We start from the raw sequence: 17,972 nt of genomic DNA, 5'->3' as shown, positions 1-17,972 counted from the left end.
GTCAGGTTTCGTCGTCGTCGGACGGCGGCTCGACCGGCGCTTCGGCCTTGTCGGTGTCGACTTCCGGCGCGTCGGGAATGCGCACGTCGATGATCTTGGCGCCGGGAAAGCGCGCGAGGATGGCGGCCACCGCCGGATCGCTTTTCGCGTCGGAGAAAGCGGTCTCGCGCCTGGTCGATTCCATCTCGGCTAACGTCTGGCCGCCCTCTTCCTTCGACAATGACACCAGCCAGTTGCGGCCGGTCCAGGCCCGCAGCTTCGTCGTCAAGTCGTTGAGCAGCATCTTGGGCGCATCGGCGGTCAGGCCGACGTCGATACGGCCGGGCTCGATGCGCACCAGGCGAATACAGCTCTTGACCAGCACCTTGAAGGCGATGTCACGCTGCGCGTCGGCAAGAGCGACAATATCGGCCAGCGATTTCAGCGGCGGCGATTGCGGCTCGACGACCGGCTGCGGAGGCGCGACAAAGGCGACCGGGGGCGCGTCGACCAATCGCATGGTTTGCGCACCGGCTGGCCCGGACGGCATCCGGGTCTGCGCTACCGCGCTGGCGCCGCCGCCATTGCCGGCATTTACCGGCGCACCATTCGGGCGTGAAACACCACCGGACGCCGGAGCGCCGCTCTCTAGAGATTTCAGCGCCTCGTCCAGCGTCGGCAGGTCGGCGGCATGCGCCAGCCGGATCAGCACCATCTCGCCGGCGCTGACCGGTCGGTTGGATGACTGCACCTCGGGAATGCCTTTCAAGAGCATCTGCCAGGTTCGCGACAGAACCTTGACCGACAGCGTGCTGGCGAAGTCGGCGCCGCGGCGGCGCTCATCCTCGGACAGGGAAGCGTCGTCGGCAGCCGTCGGCACGAAGCGCAGCCGGGTGACGAGGTGGTTGAATTCGGCCAGATCGGTCAGCACGGCAGTCGGATCGGCGCCGGTGTCGTACTGGTTGCGGAATTCGGCAAGGGCGGCCGCCACATCGCCCTTCATGACATGTTCGAACAGGTCGACGATGCGGGCGCGGTCGGCGAGACCCAGCATGGCGCGCACCGCTTCGGCGCTGACGGCGCCGCCGCCATGGGCGATCGCCTGGTCGAGGATGGAGAGCGAATCGCGGGCCGAGCCTTCGGCGGCGCGCGCGATCATCGCCAGCGCGTCGTCGTCGACCGATATGCCTTCCTTGCCGGCAATCGAGGAGAGGTGCGCGACCAGTGCGCCGGCATCGATGCGTCTCAGGTCGAAACGCTGGCAGCGCGACAGCACGGTGATCGGCACTTTGCGGATTTCGGTGGTGGCAAAGATGAATTTGACGTGCGGCGGCGGTTCTTCCAGCGTCTTCAACAGGCCGTTGAAGGCCTGGGTGGAGAGCATGTGCACTTCGTCGATGATGTAGACTTTGTAGCGCGCCGACACCGGGGCATAGCGCACGCGCTCGATAATGTCCCTGATGTCGTCGATGCCGGTATGAGACGCGGCGTCCATCTCGATGACGTCGACATGGCGGCCTTCCATGATCGCCTGGCAGTGCTCGCCCAGGAAGGCGAGGTCGACCGAGGGATGGTCGACCGTCGGCGTCTTGTAGTTGAGCGCCCGTGCCAGGATGCGCGCCGTCGTGGTCTTACCGACGCCGCGCACGCCGGTCAGCATCCAGGCCTGGGCGATGCGGCCTGTGGAGAAAGCGTTGGTCAAAGTGCGGACCATCGGCTCCTGGCCGATCAGTTCGGAGAAATTCGACGGACGATATTTGCGCGCCAGCACGCGATAGGCGACGGCCTTTTGCTTCTCCAGGTTTTCGGGGTCCGAATTTCCGGCTTCGCTCATTCGCCCGTAAAGCTCCAAAAGGCCGCGTCTCAGCGTAGCCGATTCCTGCTAGATCGTTTCACCGTTTTCTGAAACGGCAAACCGCTCTACCCTTTGCTTTAACGCAATTCCGGACGGGAAACCGCTCACACTTTCCCTGGAATTGCTCCAATAGTCTCGCCCGCGCTGCAATGCGTCGTCAATGTCGCGAGAGGGGCCGATGAGGTGGGAGGCTGGAACAATGACCCGTTCCGGGCTCGTTAGGGCTGCTTCCTTCCGGACCTGACCCGGTTGGCGAGTGGATCGTCCACCACCAACCTCCCGCGTTCCATATCGGCAATTCAGCGATCAAATGCAAGGGTGCATTGAGAATCGGATGCCCGTGAACTCCGCCGCTCAATGAATCGCTTGCAGCCCCCGTGCAGCCGCTCTAGCGTCATGAGTTTGGGAATAATGCGAGAAGCGCAAGGGAAACGCCAATGCTACCGGGCCTCAAGGCCGGATTCACGCTCGACTCCAGGCTGGAGGCGGATAGCGAGCAGCTGATGTGGCTCGGCCTGTGCGAGCTCAGGGTGATGAACGATAGCCGCTGGCCATGGCTGGTCCTGGTGCCGCAGCGGCCGGGGGCCGAAGAAATCCACGACATGACGCCGCTCGACCAGGCGATGTTGACCTTCGAAACCAACATGGTGGCGCAGGCGCTGAAAAGAACCACGGGCTGCACCAAGATCAACACCGGCGCGCTCGGCAACATCGTTCGGCAATTGCATGTCCACGTCATCGCCCGCTCGGAAGGCGATCCGGGCTGGCCGGGGCCGGTGTGGGGGCACGGCATGCGCGAGCCCTATGAGCGTTCAGGCATCCGCCAATTTGCGCAACAGATCAAGGCGGCGCTATAAGCCGCCTGTGTCCATCCCTAGACGTTCGAGCTTCCATGACCTTTCGCCTTTTTGACGCGCCCTTGCGCGAACCGAGCCAGTTCGTCGGCTTCGCCGGAAACACGATTGATCGGCAATCCGAGAACCGCGCCGACGATTCCGTCGAAAGGGCGTTGGCCGATCCCTCGGCACGTCTTCTGCCGATGCATGGCGGACGGCTGTATCTGAAATTGCACGATGGCAGCTTCGACCCTTGGTTCGATCTGGCTGAGAGCCAGAAGCTGCAGCCATCACTCGCACAAGGCGTGCTGCTTGGCTTTGCCGAGAGCGGCCCGGTCCTTGCCGTGCCGGTCGGCCTCGATCCCGAACAGCTACCGGAGACCATGAAGGCGATCGATTATCGCTCGGTCTATATGCAGGGGCTGATCGACGAGGCGGCAGCGGGCGCGCTGGCGCAAGGCGCCGCCCTGCTTGCCTGGCATGCCACCCATCGCTTCTGCAGCAAATGCGGCCATGAATCGCATATGCGGGCCGGCGGCTACAAGCGCCATTGCCCAAATTGCGGCACCGAGCACTTTCCACGCACCGATCCGGTGGCGATTATGCTGACGGCGACGCGGGAAAAATGCCTGCTCGGCCGCGGCCGGCATTTCGGGCCCGGCATGTACTCGGCGCTTGCCGGCTTCATCGAGCCGGGCGAGACGATCGAGGCGGCGGTGCGCCGCGAAACGCTGGAGGAAGCCGGCATCCGGCTCGGCCGCGTCGTCTACCATGCCAGCCAACCCTGGCCGTTCCCCTATTCGCTGATGATCGGCTGTTTCGGCGAACCGCTCAATGACGACATCCAGGCCGATCTCAACGAGTTGGAAGATTGCCGCTGGTTTTTTCGCGACGAGGTGCGTTCCATGCTGGAGAGGACGCACAAGGACAATCTGGTCACGCCGCCGAAAGGCGCGATCGCGCATCATCTGATCCGCGCCTGGGTCGACAGCGAATAAGACTTGTTATTTTACGCAATTCCGGACGGAAAACCGCTTCACACTTTTCCTGGAATTGCTTAACGGGAGCAAAAAATGATCCGTCACACCGTGGTTTTCACCCTGAAGCACCCGCAGTACTCGCTGGAGGAAAAGCGGTTCCTCTCCGATGCCAAGCGCATTCTCAGCGCAATCAAGGGCGTCACCCATTTCGAGCCGCTGCGGCAAGTCAGCCCGAAAAACGACTATCACTTCGGCTTCTCGATGGAGTTCGTCGATCAGGCCGCCTACACCAGATATAACGAGCATCCCGACCACGTTGCCTTCGTGCGCGACCGCTGGATCCCGGAAGTCGAAACCTTCATGGAAATCGACTATGTGCCGCTGACCCTGCTGGTTTAGGGAACCTTAGTCCGCGACCTTCCACTGCTCGCGCGACTCGCTGGCGGGATAGACACCCAAAATGCGCACTTCGCGCGAGAAGAAGCGCAGTTCGTCCAGCGCCAGCTTGACCAGTGGATCGTCGGGATGGCCCTCGATATCGGCGTAGAACAGCGTCGCGGTGAAGGCGCCCAACTGATAGCTCTCCAGCTTCGTCATGTTGACGCCGTTGGTGGCGAAACCGCCCATTGCCTTGTAGAGCGCAGCCGGCACGTTGCGGACACGGAACATGAAGGTCGTCATCATCTTGGTGTCGGCCGAGGGCCGTTCGGCCAATCGCTTGTCCTTGGTCAGCACGACAAAGCGGGTGACATTCGAATCCGTGTCCTCGACGTTCTTCTCGATGATGTCGAGGCCGTAGAGTTCTGCGGCTAGCGCCGGGGCGAGCGAGGCCATGGTGCGGTCCTTGAGCTCCGAGACCAGCTTCGCAGAGCCCGCCGTGTCGCCGGCGATCACCGGCTTCCAACCGTTCTTGCGGATGTATTTGCGGCACTGTCCCAGCGCATGGATATGGCTGTGCACGGTCTTGATCTCTTCGCGTTTGACGCCTGGCAGCACCATCAGCTGGAAGTGGATCGGCAGAAAATACTCGCCGACGATGTGGAGTTTCGATTCCGGCAAGAGATGATGAATGTCGGCGACGCGGCCGGCGATGGTGTTTTCGATCGGGATCATGGCGAGGTCGGCCTTGTTGGTCTCGACCGCGTTGAAGGCATCCTCGAAGGTGGGGCACGGCAACGGCTCCATCGAAGGGAACATGTTGCGGCTGGCGGTGTCGGAATTGGCGCCCGGTTCGCCTTGGAAGGCTATTCTGTTGGTCTTGTCAGGCATGCCGATATCTCAGGTTGAAGGTCTCAGGAAAGAATTTGTCGGGCGCGTTCGAGGTCTTCCGGCGTGTCGACGCCCAGCGGCAGCGATTGCACGATCTCGGCATCGATGCGCATACCGGCCTCCACCGCCCGCAACTGCTCCAGCCGCTCGCGCCGTTCGAGCGGCGAAGGTTTTAGCGCGACGAAGCGTTCGAGGGCTGAGCGCCGATAGGCGTAGAGGCCGACATGGTGATAGAGCGGCCCCTCGCCCCAGGGCGCGGTGGCGCGGGTGAAATAGAGCGCCTTCAGCCGCGTCGCCGACAACGGCGAACCGACGATCTTGACGACGTTGGGGTTGGCCTTTTCCTCGTCGCGGACGATCTCGACGCCGAGCGTGGCGATGTCGACCGCAGCGTCCTCGAACGGTTTCAGCGCCGCACCGATGATCTTGGGATCGATGGTCGGCAGGTCGCCCTGCACATTGACGATGGTTTCGACCTTGCGATCGGGGTCGAGGGCGGTCAGCGCCTCGAAGATACGGTCGGAACCGGATTCGTGGTCGGTGCGCGTCATCACCGCCTCGAAACCGTGCGCGCGCACCGCTTCGGCCACGTTGCGCGTGTCGGTTGCCACCACTACCCGGCCAAGCCCAGCCTCAGCGGCGCGGCGGGCGACATGGACGATCATCGGCGCGCCGGCTATGTCGGCCAGCGGCTTGCCCGGCAGGCGCGTCGAGGCCATGCGGGCCGGGATCAGGATGAGCGTGGACATCGAGGTTGCAAGGCGTTCGAAAGAGGATGGGGAAAGTGGCAAAAGGTCTCACTGGAAGCGCCCTTATAGGTGTTGCAACGCCCAAGCAAAAGACCTAGTTTCCGCCCGATTTGACCGGCTCGACGGGGTGGGTCACGATACCGACGGACGGAGTGGACGGAGAGGTCCGCCGGAAAAGGGAGCCCTGGGGCGTATGGATTCCAACGAAGTCAACAAACTGCTCGCCGGGTTGCTTGGAACCTGTTTCGTCGTCTTCTCGGTCGGTTTGGTGTCCGACGCCCTGTTTGCCTCGCCGGCGCCGGAAAAACCCGGCTTTGCCATCGAGGCGACGGAGCCTGCCGAAGGCGGCGCCGCCGGACCCGCAGCAGAGGCGAAGCCGATCGCCGACCTTTTGGCCACCGCCAATGTCGAGCAAGGTGCGGCCGTCTTTAAGAAATGCCAGGCCTGCCATTCCGGCGAAAAAGGCGGCCCCAACAAGGTCGGCCCGGATCTCTGGGACATCGTCGACCGCCCCGTCGCCGAGCATGAGGGCTTTGCCTATTCGGCCGGCATGAAGGAGTTTTCCAAGGGCGGCGCCGAGAAGTGGACCTATGACAATCTCAACCACTTCATCACCTCGCCGAAGAAATTCGTGAAGGGCACGGCGATGGGCTTTGCCGGCCTGCCGAAGGACGAGGACCGCGCCAACGTCATTGCCTATCTGCGCACGCTGTCGGATAGCCCGAAGCCGCTGCCGACGCCAGGTGCCGCCGCCGATGCAACGGCGCCGGCCAAGCCGGCCGAGGGTGCCGCTCCGGCCAAGCCGGCTGAAGGTGCAGCTCCAGCCCCTGCGACGCCGGCACCGGCGCCCGCCAAATAACCGAATTGTCATCTCCATGACCTCAAAAAAGCCGGGTTCAGCCCGGCTTTTTGTTAGGAAAATCGCATATGCGGCGACAAAGCCGCCGCATGGCGGTTTTCACCGGCGTCAAATCATTTAGGATTGCCGGGCATCGCGACGAGGAGAACGCATGACGGTTGGCCGAACGCTTCTGAGGTCCTTTCTGGTTGTGGGCGCCCTCGCAGGCGGCCTGCAGGCATCCTTCCCCCAGGAATGGCACACCACCTCTTCGCTGATCGGCCCCTCCAAATATGGCGAGAACTTCCAGCGCTACGATTATGTGAATCCGGATGCACCGAAGGGCGGTACCTACAATTCGGTCGTTTCCGGCACGTTCGACAGCTTCAATCCCTACGTCGTGCAGGGCTCGCCGGCGGCCGGCCTGCAGCCATTTGGCGGCGGCCTGCTCTACGACACGCTCATGGATCAAGCGACTGACGAAGGCAGCGTCAGCCACCCGCTCATCGCCGATGCCTACAAGTACCCTACCGACTATTCCTCGGCCACCTACCGGCTCGACCCACGGGCGAAATGGCATGACGGACAGCCGATCACCACTGACGACGTGATCTGGTCGTTCCAGGTGCTGAAGGCCAACAGCCCGATGTACAGCCGCTATTTCGAAAACGTCACCGACGCCGTCGCTGTCTCGGACCGTGAGGTCGAGTTCCACTTCGACCAGAAGGGCAATCGCGAACTGCCCAAGATCCTCGGCGACCTTGTCGTGCTGCCCAAGCATTGGTGGGAAGGCACCGACGACAATGGCAAGAAGCGCGACATCACCAAGGGGACGCTGGAGCCGCCGCTGGGCTCGGCTGCATACAAGATCGCCAGCTTCAAGGCGGGGTCGGAAATCGTCTGGCAGCGCGTCCCCGACTATTGGGGCGCCAAGCTGGCTGTGAAGATCGGCCGGGAGAATTTCGACACGCAGCACTTCACCTACATTCTTGACGACAACGCCTCCTGGGAGGCGTTCAAGAAAGGTGGCCTCGACGATATCAAGCCGGAAAACAGCTCGAAGCGCTGGGCGACATTTTATGATTTCGCGGCGATCAAGGCCGGCGATGTGATCAAGCAGGAGTTCAAGACCACCTCGCCCGAGCCGATGCAGGCTTTCATGCTCAACCAGAGACATAGGTTGTTTGCCGATCGTCTGGTCAGGGCCGCGCTCACCTACCCGTTCGATTTCGAATCGATGAACCGCACGCTGTTCTTCGGTTTCAACACTCGCACCCACAGCTATTTCCAGGGCACGGACCTAGCCTCCAGCGGCTTGCCGCAAGGCAAGGAATTGGAGATCCTGGAGAAGTACCGCGACAAGCTGCCGCCGGAAGTATTCACCCAGGAATTCAAGTTGCCGGTCTACGATTCGCCGCAGGCGGAGCGCAAATATCTGAAGCAGGCGGTCGACCTGTTCGCCCAGGCCGGCTGGGTGATCAAGGGCGGCAAGATGGTCAACGCCAAGACCGGCGAGCCATTCAAGTTTGAAATCCTAGGCTCGAATGAAACCGACCAGGTCATTTCCAGCCCCTGGATCGCCAATCTGCGCAAGATCGGCGTCGATGCAACACTGCGCATCGTCGACCCGAGCCAGTACACCAACCGCGTCAGAAACTTCGATTACGACGTCATCACAGGACAGCTCCAACAGTCGGAATCGCCCGGCAACGAGCAGCGCGATTTCTGGAGCTCCAAGGCCGCCGACACACCGGCATCGCGCAATTATTCCGGCATCAAGAACCCGGTCGTTGACGCCCTTGTCGACCGCATCATTTTTGCCACGGATCGCGATGACCTCGTCGCCACCACCCATGCGCTCGATCGCGTGCTGCTGTGGAATTACTATGTGGTGCCGCAATACTATCGCGCCGTTGTGTGGCTGGCTTACTGGAACAAGTTCGGCATCCCGGAAAAGCAGCCCGGCTACCGTGGCGCCGATATCGATTCCTGGTGGATCGATGCGGACAAGGAAAAGGCCCTGGCCGCCAAGTACAAGGGCAGCAATTGATGGCGGGGCTCCCTCGCCGCGATTTCCTGGCCCTCAGTGGCGCCGCGGCCGTTGCTGCGCTGCTGCCGGGCAAGGCTTTCGCCGCCAGCCCAACCGGCGTGAAACTGCATGGACTGTCGGCTTTCGGCGACCTCAAATACAAGCCGGACTTCACTCATTTCGACTATGTCAATGTCGATGCGCCGCAAGGTGGCGTCTTCAACTTCCTGCCGCGCAACTGGCTTGCCAACCAGACGCCGCTGACCTTCAACACGCTGAATTCGTTCGTTCCCAAAGGCGATTCGCCCCAGCGCACGGAGATGTGCTTCGATTCACTGATGGTGAGAGCGTACGACGAACCTGACGCCGTTTACGGGCTGATCGCTGACAGCGTGACGATTTCCGACGACCGCAACGACTTCACCTTCTCGCTGCGCCCGCAGGCCCGCTTCCATGACAGCACGCCATTGACGGCAGAGGATGCCGCCTTCACCTTCAAGCTGCTCAAGGACAAGGGGCACCCGTACTATTCCCTGCCGCTAACGCATCTGGATGACGCGATTGCCGTGGATGCCCACACGCTGCAGCTTAGGTTTTCCGGCAAGCAGACAAGCCGCACCATCCTCAACGTCGTCGAGTTCCCGGTCCTGTCGAAGGCGTTCTACACGGCCAACCCGTTCGATTCCTCGCAGATGAACCCGCCGTTGGGGTCAGCCGCCTACAAGGTCGGTCGCTGGTCGGCAGGGGCCTGGATCGAATATGAGCGTGTGGCTGATTATTGGGGCAACGACCTGCCGGTCAATCGCGGCCAGAACAATTTTCAGCGGATCCGCGTTGAGTTCTATCAGGACCGTAGCGTTGCCTTCGAAGCGTTCAAGAAGGGAGAAATCCTCTACAGGGAGGAATTCACCTCGCGCGTCTGGGCGACCGGCTACGACTTCCCAGCGTTCACTGCCGGCAAGGTGGTGAAGCACGAATTCCCGGCCGAAACGGTGCCTTCGATGCAGGGCACCGCCGTCAACCAGCGGCGCGAGCAGTTTCGCGACTCGCGCGTGCGGCAGGCGATCGGGCTCTGCTTCGACTTCGAATGGACGCGGCGCAATTTCTTCTACGGTTCCTATGAGCGCTCGCAATCCTGCTTCGAGAAATCCGAATTTCGCGCCGAGGGCAGACCGTCGCCACAAGAATTGGCTCTTCTTGAGCCGCTGCGTGAGCAGATTCCCGCCGAGGCTTTTGGCGAAGCCGTGATCCAGGACGCGTCGAACGGCTCCGGCCGCGACCGGCAGTTGCTTGGCAAGGCGGCCAAGCTTCTGGCCGAGGCCGGCTGGAAACGGTCCGGCAATTTCGTCGTGAACGACAAGGGTGGTCGGTTGTCCGCAGAGTTTCTTGTCGACGACGAAGTCTTCGAACAGGTCTACTCGCCCTGGGTCGAAAACATGAAGGCGGTCGGCATCGATGCCTCGATCCGGCTGGTGGATGCCGCGCAATATCAGCTGCGGCAGAATTCGTTCGACTACGACCTCGTCTCGGTCGCGGCCTCGTTTCCGGCGACGCCAACCCGTGACGACCTCGAAACCATTTTCCATTCGCGAGCAGCTACCGTATCGGGCTCTCGCAATCTGCCGGGAACGTCGAGCCCGGCCATCGACGCCCTGGTTGACGCCGCAGGTGCCGCCGAGGGTCGCGAAAGCCTGACAATTGCCATGCGCGCGCTCGACCGGGTCTTGCGTGCACGGAGGGATTGGATTCCAAGTTGGTTCCTGGCGAATCATCGAAGCGCCTATTGGGACATGTTCGGTTTTCCCGAGCGGAAACCCGATTTCGACTTCCCGGTCGAAGCGCTGTGGTGGGTCGACAAGGGCAAGGCGGCAAAAATTGGCAAAGGGTAGGCTGTTGCGCGGCACTTTACCCTCCCCCTCGTGGGGAGGGTCGGTGAGCACTTCGTGCGCAGCGCGAATGGCGAACCGGGGTGGGGGTGTGACGGCGTACGCCGGATCGAGACTACCCCCACCCCGCTCCGCTTCGCGGATCGACCCTCCCCACAAGGGGGAGGGTGAAAGCTGATGGGCGCCTACATACTGCGCCGTATCCTGCTGATGATACCGACCCTGTTCGGCATCATGGCGGTTGCTTTCGTCGTCACTCAATTCGCACCGGGTGGACCGGTCGAGCAGGTCATCGCCAGCCTGACCAACCAGGGCGGCAGCGACCGCCTCGGCAGCGGCGGCGGCGATGCAGGAGGCGGCGGCAATTTCGATGTGGCCGGTGACGTCGGCTCGAAGTATCGCGGCGCGCAAGGGCTCGATCCGGAATTCATCAAGAAGCTGGAAAAGCAATTCGGCTTCGACAAACCACCGCTCGAACGCTTCGGCATGATGCTGTGGAACTATGCCCGCTTCGATTTCGGCGACAGCTATTTCCGTGACATCTCGGTTCTTGACCTGATCCTGGAGAAGATGCCGGTGTCGATCTCGCTTGGGCTGTGGATCACGCTGTTGTCCTATCTGATCTCGATCCCCCTTGGCATCCGCAAAGCGGTCAAGGACGGCTCGGCCTTCGACGTCTGGACCAGCGGCGTGATCATCGTCGGCTATGCCATACCGGCCTTCCTGTTCGGCATATTGCTGATGGTGCTGTTCGCGGGCGGCTCCTTCTGGGACTGGTTCCCACTGCGCGGCATCGTCTCCGACAATTGGGACCAATTGTCGTGGCCCGACAAGATCGTCGATTATTTCTGGCACATGACCTTGCCGCTGACGGCGCTGGTGCTGTCGGCCTTCGCGACGACGACGCTGCTGACCAAGAACTCCTTCCTGGAAGAGATACGCAAACAGTATGTGGTGACGGCCCGTGCCAAGGGCCTGTCGGAGCGGCGGGTGCTTTACGGACATGTGTTCCGCAACGCAATGCTGATCGTCATTGCCGGCTTTCCAGCGGCCTTCATCTCGGCCTTCTTCACCGGCTCGCTTTTGATCGAGAACATCTTTTCCCTCGACGGTCTCGGGCTGCTCGGTTTCAGGTCCGTGTTGGCGCGCGACTATCCGGTCGTGTTCGCCAACCTCTATATATTTTCGCTGCTTGGTTTGTTCGTGACGCTGTTGTCCGACCTGATCTACACATGGGTCGATCCGCGCATCGATTTCGAGCGGAGAGACGTCTGATGACGCAGGCTGCAGCCGAGATCACACCGACAAGGATCGCCCGCCCCTGGCTGTCGCCGCTCAACAAGCGGCGCTGGCAGAACTTCAAGGCCAACCGGCGCGGCTACTGGTCGTTGTGGATATTCCTCGCTCTGTTCGTGCTGTCGCTGTTTGCCGAACTGATCGCCAACGACAGGCCGATCGTCGCCTACTACAAAGGCGAGATCCTGTTCCCGGTGGCGGTCGCCTACCCCGAGGAAAAATTCGGCGGCTTCTACGCCGTCACCGACTATCGCGACCCGGTCATCCGCGACGAGATCAACGCCAATGGCTGGATGATCTGGCCGCCAATCCGCTATTCCTACCGCACCGTCAACAATGCGATCCCCGACGCCGCTCCCGCAAAACCGTCATGGGAATACGACGCGCAGAGGCGATGCAGCCAATATCCGCAAGGCGCTGCCGATCCTGACTGCATTGTCGGCAACTGGAACTGGCTGGGTACCGATGACCAGGCGCGCGACGTGCTGGCGCGCATCATCTACGGGTTTAGGATTTCCGTGCTGTTCGGGTTGATCCTGACTGCGGGTTCGTCGGTTATCGGCGTCGCCGCCGGCGCGCTGCAAGGGTATTTCGGCGGCTGGACCGACCTTCTCTTTCAACGCTTCATAGAAATCTGGTCGGCGATACCGCTGCTGTATCTGCTGCTGATCGTCGCCGCCATCCTGCCGCCGGGCTTCTTCATCCTGCTCGGGCTGATGCTGCTGTTCTCCTGGACGTCGCTTGTCAGCGTGGTGCGCGCCGAATTCCTGCGCGCACGCAACTTCGAATATGTCAACGCGGCCCGCGCGCTTGGTGTGTCCAACCGCACCATCATGCTGCGCCATCTTCTGCCTAATGCCATGGTGGCGACGCTGACCTTCATGCCTTTCCTGGTCAGCGCCTCGATCTCGACACTGACCTCGCTCGACTATCTCGGCTTCGGCCTGCCGCCCGGCACCGCGTCGCTCGGTGAACTGCTAAAACAGGCGCAGAGTAACCTCAATGCCCCCTGGCTCGGTATATCGGGCTTCATCGTCATCTCGCTGATGCTGTCGCTGCTGGTGTTCATCGGCGAGGCGACGCGCGATGCGTTCGATCCGCGCAAGGCGTTCCGATGAGCGAGCCCCTGCTCTCGGTCCGCGATCTCAGCGTTGCCTTCACGCAAGGCGGCAACCAGTCGATAGCCGTCGACCACATCTCCTTCGATCTCGCCAAGGGCGAGACGGTGGCGCTTGTGGGCGAATCCGGTTCCGGCAAATCGGTCTCGGCGCTGTCGGTTCTGAAGCTGCTGCCCTACCCGACGGCCAGCCATCCCTCGGGCAAGATCCTGTTCCAGGGCGCCGACCTTTTGGCGATGAACGAAAAGCAGTTGCGCAGCGTGCGCGGCAACAAGATCACCATGATCTTCCAGGAGCCGATGACCTCGCTCAATCCTCTGCACACGATCGAGCAGCAGATCGTCGAGATCCTGGCGCTGCATCAGGGCATGGGCGACCGCCAGGCCAAGGCGCGCACGCTGGCGCTGCTCAACGAGGTCGGCATTCGCGAACCGGAAAAGCGGCTCGACGCCTATCCGCACCAATTGTCCGGCGGCCAGCGGCAGCGCGTCATGATCGCCATGGCGCTGGCCAACGAACCGGAACTGCTGATCGCCGACGAACCGACGACGGCGCTCGACGTCACCGTGCAGGCGCAGATCCTCGAATTGCTGGCGGGGCTGAAGAGCCGCAAGGGCATGTCAATGCTGTTCATCACCCATGATCTCGGCATTGTCAGAAAGATCGCCGACCGCGTCTGCGTGATGACCAAAGGCAAGATCGTCGAGACCGGGCCGACCAGGGACATCTTCGCCAACCCGCAACACGCCTATACCAAGCACCTGTTGGCCGCCGAGCCGAAAGGCAAGCCGCCGGCCGCCAACGACGCCGCCAAGCCTGTGATGACCGGCAAGGACATCAAGGTTTGGTTCCCGATCAAGAAGGGTTTCTTTCGCACCACCGTCGACAATGTGAAGGCAGTTGACGGAATCGACGTCACCGTACGCGCCGGCCAGACGCTCGGCGTCGTCGGCGAATCCGGCTCCGGCAAGACGACGCTCGGCCTGGCGCTGGCGCGGATGATCTCATCGACCGGCACCATCCAGTTCAATGGCAGCGACATCAACCAGCTTTCCTTCAACGCCATGCGGCCGCTGCGCCGCGAGTTGCAGATCGTTTTCCAGGACCCGTTCGGGTCGCTCAGCCCGCGCATGTCGGTCTCGGAGATCATCGAGGAAGGCTTGAAGATCCACGAGCCGAAGCTGTCGCCCGACCAACGCGACGACAAGGTCGTCGCCGTGCTGAAGGAGGTCGGGCTCGATCCGGCGACCAGGAACCGCTATCCGCATGAATTCTCCGGCGGTCAGCGCCAGCGCGTCGCCATTGCGCGCGCCATGGTGCTCAATCCACGCTTCGTCATGCTGGACGAACCGACCTCGGCGCTCGACATGAGCGTGCAGGCGCAAGTGGTCGACCTCTTACGCAATCTGCAGGCCAGGCACGACCTTGCCTATCTGTTCATCAGCCACGATCTGAAAGTCATTCGCGCCCTTGCCAATGACGTCATCGTCATGCGCAATGGCAAGATCGTCGAAGCCGGCCCTTCCGAACAGATTTTCGAGCGGCCGCAGACCGACTATACGAAGGCGCTGATCTCGGCCGCGTTCAAGATCGAGACGGCGCCGGTCGGTATCGTCAGCGAATAACAGGGAATACAATCCGCAAATGGAAAAAGGCAAAATCCTGCTTGCCGTCACCGGCTTTCATCCGCAGCGCTGGCGCGAGCTGCTGTCGGCCGAGCGCGAAGTGGTGCTGGAGCCGGACGGCGCTTCGGATCCGTCGATCACCTATGCGGTGGTGTGGAAGCAGAAGCCGAACCTCTTGAAATCGCTGCCCAATCTACGCGCAATCTTCTCGATCGGCGCCGGCGTCGACCATATCTTCGCCGATCCCGGCCTGCCCGATGTGCCGATCGTCAAAGTGGTAGCCGACAACCTCACCCAATACATGACCGAATATGTCGTCTGGCGGGTGCTCGACCATCATCGCCAGGGCATGCTCTATCGTGCCCAGCAGCCGAAGAAGACCTGGCACGAACCGCCGCAGCGGCCGGCCGGCGACATCTCGGTCGGCATTATGGGGCTCGGCAATCTCGGCCGCGCCGCGGCGTCGGTGCTGTTGTCGCTCGGCTTTGCCGTCAATGGCTGGTCGCGCAGCGACAAGGCCATGAAAGGCGTTGCGACCTATGCCGGAGAGGCCGGGCTGATCCCCTTCCTCAACGCCACCGACATACTGGTGGTGCTGCTGCCGCTGACGCCGGATACGCACGGCATCATCAATTACGGCGTGCTGAAGGAATTGCGCAAGCGCAACGGCCTCGGCGGCTCGGTGCTGATCAATGCCGGGCGCGGCCGGCTGCAGAAGGACGCCGACATATTGCGCGCGCTGGGCGACGGCACGCTGAAGGAGGCGAGCCTCGACGTGTTCGAGGTCGAGCCGCTGCCGAAGACCAGTCCGCTATGGAGTCACCCGAAAGTGTTCGTGACGCCGCACGCGGCGGCGACCTCCGACCCTGTCCACCTGGCGCCGAGCATGTTGCGGCAGATGGATGCCTTCGAGCGCGGCGAAAAGCTTGATAACGTGGTCGACCGCAAGGCGGGGTACTGAGGAAGTCCAGGTTCAGCTCGGCAGACTGAACTTCTTCTGCTTGTTGGGCGTGCCGCAGTCGCGGCGGACGATCGAGCGGTTCATGGCGTCGATCTTGCCACTTGCCAGATCAGTATCGCGCTTGCTTTTGGAGCGCATATCCGGCGTGAACGGGCCGAAGCCCATCGCCGGATTGGAGAAGCTCGGCTTGGCGTCCGTCGACAGATGGTATTGCTGCGCCAGTTCGTTGCGCTGCGCCAGCAACTGGTCGCAAGCCACGTTGTCATATTGCAGCGACGATTGCACGTCCTGGTCCTGCCGCTCCGACATCGAACTGCCCATGCAGCCGGTCATTGCCAGGCAAGACACCAAGACCATCATGTTCCAGCGCATGTGTTCCTCCTCAATGCCTGCCGAGGGCTTTTCTCGGCTTGTATCCTACCTGATGCCGCGCCAGCCGCAAAAATCCTATTCACGTTTTCGAACAAGACGAGACATCAACCCTTGGACGAGGGCACCGCCAGCGCGGCAAGCCCGCCGACCGGCTGGCGGCGATCCCAGCGGATGACGGTCGGCTGCATCGACAGCACCGACAGGCCGTTTGCGGCAAGCACCCGCTCGACATAGGCTTGAGAATGGGCGTAGCGACGAGACGGCTGCAGCGCAAAACCGGCGTCGCCGCCCGCCCCGCCCTTGGCTGGCGTTTCGACGGAAAAGGCAAACAGGCCATTGGTGGCCAGAATGCCGGCGACGGTCTTCACCACGCGATCGAGCGCGCCGACATAGATGAACACGTCGGCCGCCGCCACCAGATCGGCTTTCGGCCCGGCATAGGCGAAATGCTGCAGATCGGCCTTGGCGAGCAGGTCGTAGACGCCCTTGGCGCGGGCCTTTTTCAGCATGGCGGCGGAGATGTCGTAGCCCTCCAGCCGTTCGGCGACCGGCCGCAGTTTCTCGCCCATCAGACCGGTGCCGCAACCGAGATCGAGCGCCAGCGAAAAGCGGCCCGGTCTTGCCGCGCGAATGGCGCGATCGAGAAACTCCGGCAGCCGGTAGCCGAGCTTGTCGACCAGCGAGTCCTCGAAAGTCTCGGCATAGTGGTCGAACAGCGTCTCGACGAAGGCGCTGGGTGGCGCTGCGGCAGCCGGCGCCTTGCCGATCAGCTGCAGCTTCAGCGCAGCACCCAGGCGATCCGCCGGGTCCAGTTTCAGCACCGTCGCCCAGGCCTGCGTCGCCAGGTCGAGCAGCCCCGTTGCCTCCTGCATCTCGCCCAGGCGGAACCAGCCCGCCGCCCATTGCGGCGCCAGTTCCAGCGCGCCGAGCAGCAGCTCCGTCGCTGCCGCGTGCTCGCCCGACCCGAAAAGCATCTCGGCATAGTCGGCGCGACGGTCGGCGGTCAGGTCGCCGGACGAGATTTTCAGCGGTTGCATGGCGATGGCCCCGCCGGCTGATGCGGCCGGTGGCTGGCTGTAGGCCGAGTCAGCAGTCTCTTGCAACAGGCTTCCCGCGCTGGAATTAGCCACTATCTTGACTGGATGCGCGCCAGCGACCTGCTCCATCCCCGGCCTGAAGGCCTTTATTGCCCATGCGGCGATTTCTTCATCGACCCGGTGCGGCCAGTCAACCGGGCGTTGATCACGCATGGCCATTCCGACCATGCCCGATCCGGCCATCGTTCGGTGCTGGCGACGCAGCAGACGCTCGACATTATGGGGTTGCGTTATGGCGAGGATTTTGCCGGGACAACGCAAGCGGCCGTGCTTGGCGAAGCTATGGCGCTGAACGATGTCAGCGTCACCTTCCATCCGGCCGGCCATGTGCTGGGCTCGGCGCAGATCGCGGTCGAGCACAAGGGCAGGCGCATCGTCGCCTCCGGCGACTACAAGCGCCAGAAGGACGCGACCTGCGCACCGTTCGAACCGGTCCAATGCGACGTCTTCATCACCGAGGCGACCTTCGGTCTGCCGGTGTTTCACCATCCGCCCGACACGGAGGAGATCGCCCGGCTGCTCAAATCGGCGGCGCAGTTTCCCGAGCGATCGCATCTGGTCGGCGCCTATGCGCTGGGCAAGGCACAGCGGGTGATGCGGCTGCTGCGCGATGCCGGTTATGACAGACCGATCTATATCCACGGCGCGCTGGCCAAGCTCAGCGACTATTACCAGAGCCAGGGCATCGACCTCGGCACGCTGGAGCCGGCAACAGTCGACAGCGGCGGCAAGCAGGATTTCACCGGGGCCATCGTTGTCGGCCCGCCATCGGCCTTCGCCGACCGCTGGGCGCGGCGCTTTCCCGACCCGATCTCGTGCTTCGCCTCGGGCTGGATGCGCATCCGCCAGCGCGCCAAGCAAGGCGGCGTCGAACTGCCGCTGATCATTTCCGACCACGCCGACTGGGACGAACTGACCGCCACCGTCAAGGAGACGGGCGCCGGCGAAATCTGGGTGACGCATGGCCGCGAGGAAGCGCTGGTGCGCTGGTGCGAGCTGGAAGGCATCGCCGCCAGGCCACTGCACCTGGTGGGATATGAGGACGAGGGCGATTGATGGTGATCACCAGCGCCGCGACCCGT

16 protein-coding genes and 1 other RNA gene are annotated in these 17,972 nt (G+C 62.5%); 11 read left to right on the top strand and 6 right to left on the bottom strand.

Going from position 1 to position 17,972, the window contains the following annotated elements:
• Window position 1: 1 nt before the first annotated feature.
• Window positions 2–1,813, bottom strand: a complete 1,812-nt coding sequence (locus NKI31_RS08925) for a DNA polymerase III subunit gamma/tau (protein ID WP_023703500.1) — start codon at window positions 1,811–1,813, stop codon at window positions 2–4.
• Between the two features lie 204 nt (window positions 1,814–2,017).
• Window positions 2,018–2,114, bottom strand: an RNA gene (gene ffs, locus NKI31_RS08920) — signal recognition particle sRNA small type.
• Window positions 2,115–2,271: 157 nt separating this feature from the next.
• Here ffs and NKI31_RS08915 point away from each other — a divergent pair.
• The 3 genes from NKI31_RS08915 (at window position 2,272) to NKI31_RS08905 (ending at window position 4,049) form a co-directional block, all read left to right on the top strand.
• Window positions 2,272–2,691, top strand: coding sequence for an HIT domain-containing protein (locus NKI31_RS08915; protein ID WP_023682032.1), 420 nt, complete (start codon window positions 2,272–2,274; stop codon window positions 2,689–2,691).
• Window positions 2,692–2,726: 35 nt separating this feature from the next.
• A complete protein-coding gene (nudC, locus tag NKI31_RS08910) occupies window positions 2,727–3,668 on the top strand; it encodes an NAD(+) diphosphatase (RefSeq protein ID WP_023682033.1) in 942 nt (313 codons plus the stop codon).
• A 75-nt stretch (window positions 3,669–3,743) separates the two neighbouring features.
• Window positions 3,744–4,049 carry a Dabb family protein gene (locus NKI31_RS08905; RefSeq protein ID WP_023669515.1) on the top strand — a complete coding sequence of 102 codons (306 nt, stop codon included), beginning with the start codon at window positions 3,744–3,746 and terminating at the stop codon, window positions 4,047–4,049.
• A 6-nt stretch (window positions 4,050–4,055) separates the two neighbouring features.
• On the opposite strand, the gene NKI31_RS08900 is transcribed toward NKI31_RS08905, so the two are convergent.
• A complete protein-coding gene (locus NKI31_RS08900) occupies window positions 4,056–4,919 on the bottom strand; it encodes a prephenate dehydratase (protein WP_023682034.1) in 864 nt (287 codons plus the stop codon).
• Window positions 4,920–4,942: 23 nt separating this feature from the next.
• The gene (locus NKI31_RS08895) at window positions 4,943–5,668 is read right to left on the bottom strand and encodes a 3-deoxy-manno-octulosonate cytidylyltransferase (protein ID WP_023669513.1); all 726 of its coding nucleotides are present in this window, start codon (window positions 5,666–5,668) and stop codon (window positions 4,943–4,945) included.
• A 193-nt stretch (window positions 5,669–5,861) separates the two neighbouring features.
• Between NKI31_RS08895 and NKI31_RS08890 the strand changes: the two genes are divergently transcribed.
• From NKI31_RS08890 to NKI31_RS08860, 7 genes are all read left to right on the top strand, one after another.
• A complete protein-coding gene (locus tag NKI31_RS08890; protein WP_023669512.1) occupies window positions 5,862–6,527 on the top strand; it encodes a c-type cytochrome in 666 nt (221 codons plus the stop codon).
• A gap of 151 nt (window positions 6,528–6,678) precedes the next feature.
• Entirely contained in the window at window positions 6,679–8,556 is a 1,878-nt protein-coding gene (locus tag NKI31_RS08885; RefSeq protein WP_023682035.1) for an extracellular solute-binding protein, read from the top strand.
• Complete coding sequence (locus tag NKI31_RS08880) at window positions 8,556–10,424, top strand: extracellular solute-binding protein (protein WP_023682036.1); 1,869 nt, start codon at window positions 8,556–8,558, stop codon at window positions 10,422–10,424. The genes NKI31_RS08885 and NKI31_RS08880 overlap by 1 nt, the downstream gene beginning before the upstream one ends.
• Before the next feature lie 174 nt (window positions 10,425–10,598).
• Window positions 10,599–11,696, top strand: a complete 1,098-nt coding sequence (locus NKI31_RS08875; RefSeq protein ID WP_023669509.1) for a microcin C ABC transporter permease YejB — start codon at window positions 10,599–10,601, stop codon at window positions 11,694–11,696.
• Window positions 11,696–12,835: an ABC transporter permease gene (locus NKI31_RS08870; protein ID WP_023682037.1), complete on the top strand. Its 1,140-nt coding sequence runs from the start codon at window positions 11,696–11,698 to the stop codon at window positions 12,833–12,835. Before NKI31_RS08875 ends, NKI31_RS08870 begins: the two co-directional genes overlap by 1 nt.
• Complete coding sequence (locus tag NKI31_RS08865) at window positions 12,832–14,460, top strand: ABC transporter ATP-binding protein (protein ID WP_023682038.1); 1,629 nt, start codon at window positions 12,832–12,834, stop codon at window positions 14,458–14,460. The genes NKI31_RS08870 and NKI31_RS08865 overlap by 4 nt, the downstream gene beginning before the upstream one ends.
• A 19-nt stretch (window positions 14,461–14,479) precedes the next feature.
• Window positions 14,480–15,421, top strand: a complete 942-nt coding sequence (locus NKI31_RS08860; protein WP_023682039.1) for a 2-hydroxyacid dehydrogenase — start codon at window positions 14,480–14,482, stop codon at window positions 15,419–15,421.
• Between the two features lie 12 nt (window positions 15,422–15,433).
• Here the strand turns inward: NKI31_RS08860 and NKI31_RS08855 are convergent, their stop codons facing one another.
• Window positions 15,434–15,793: a hypothetical protein gene (locus tag NKI31_RS08855; protein ID WP_023682040.1), complete on the bottom strand. Its 360-nt coding sequence runs from the start codon at window positions 15,791–15,793 to the stop codon at window positions 15,434–15,436.
• A 104-nt stretch (window positions 15,794–15,897) separates the two neighbouring features.
• A complete protein-coding gene (locus NKI31_RS08850; protein ID WP_023682041.1) occupies window positions 15,898–16,830 on the bottom strand; it encodes a methyltransferase domain-containing protein in 933 nt (310 codons plus the stop codon).
• Window positions 16,831–16,935: 105 nt separating this feature from the next.
• Between NKI31_RS08850 and NKI31_RS08845 the strand changes: the two genes are divergently transcribed.
• On the top strand, window positions 16,936–17,946 hold the full coding sequence (locus NKI31_RS08845) for a ligase-associated DNA damage response exonuclease (protein ID WP_352651405.1): 1,011 nt from the start codon (window positions 16,936–16,938) through the stop codon (window positions 17,944–17,946).
• Window positions 17,947–17,972 lie beyond the last annotated feature (26 nt).

The organism is Mesorhizobium sp. M0659 (genome assembly GCF_040320605.1).
In the GTDB taxonomy this organism is placed as follows: domain Bacteria; phylum Pseudomonadota; class Alphaproteobacteria; order Rhizobiales; family Rhizobiaceae; genus Mesorhizobium.
The sequence above is the reverse complement of the archived record's forward strand: the minus strand, read 5'-3'. Positions and strand labels throughout refer to the sequence as shown.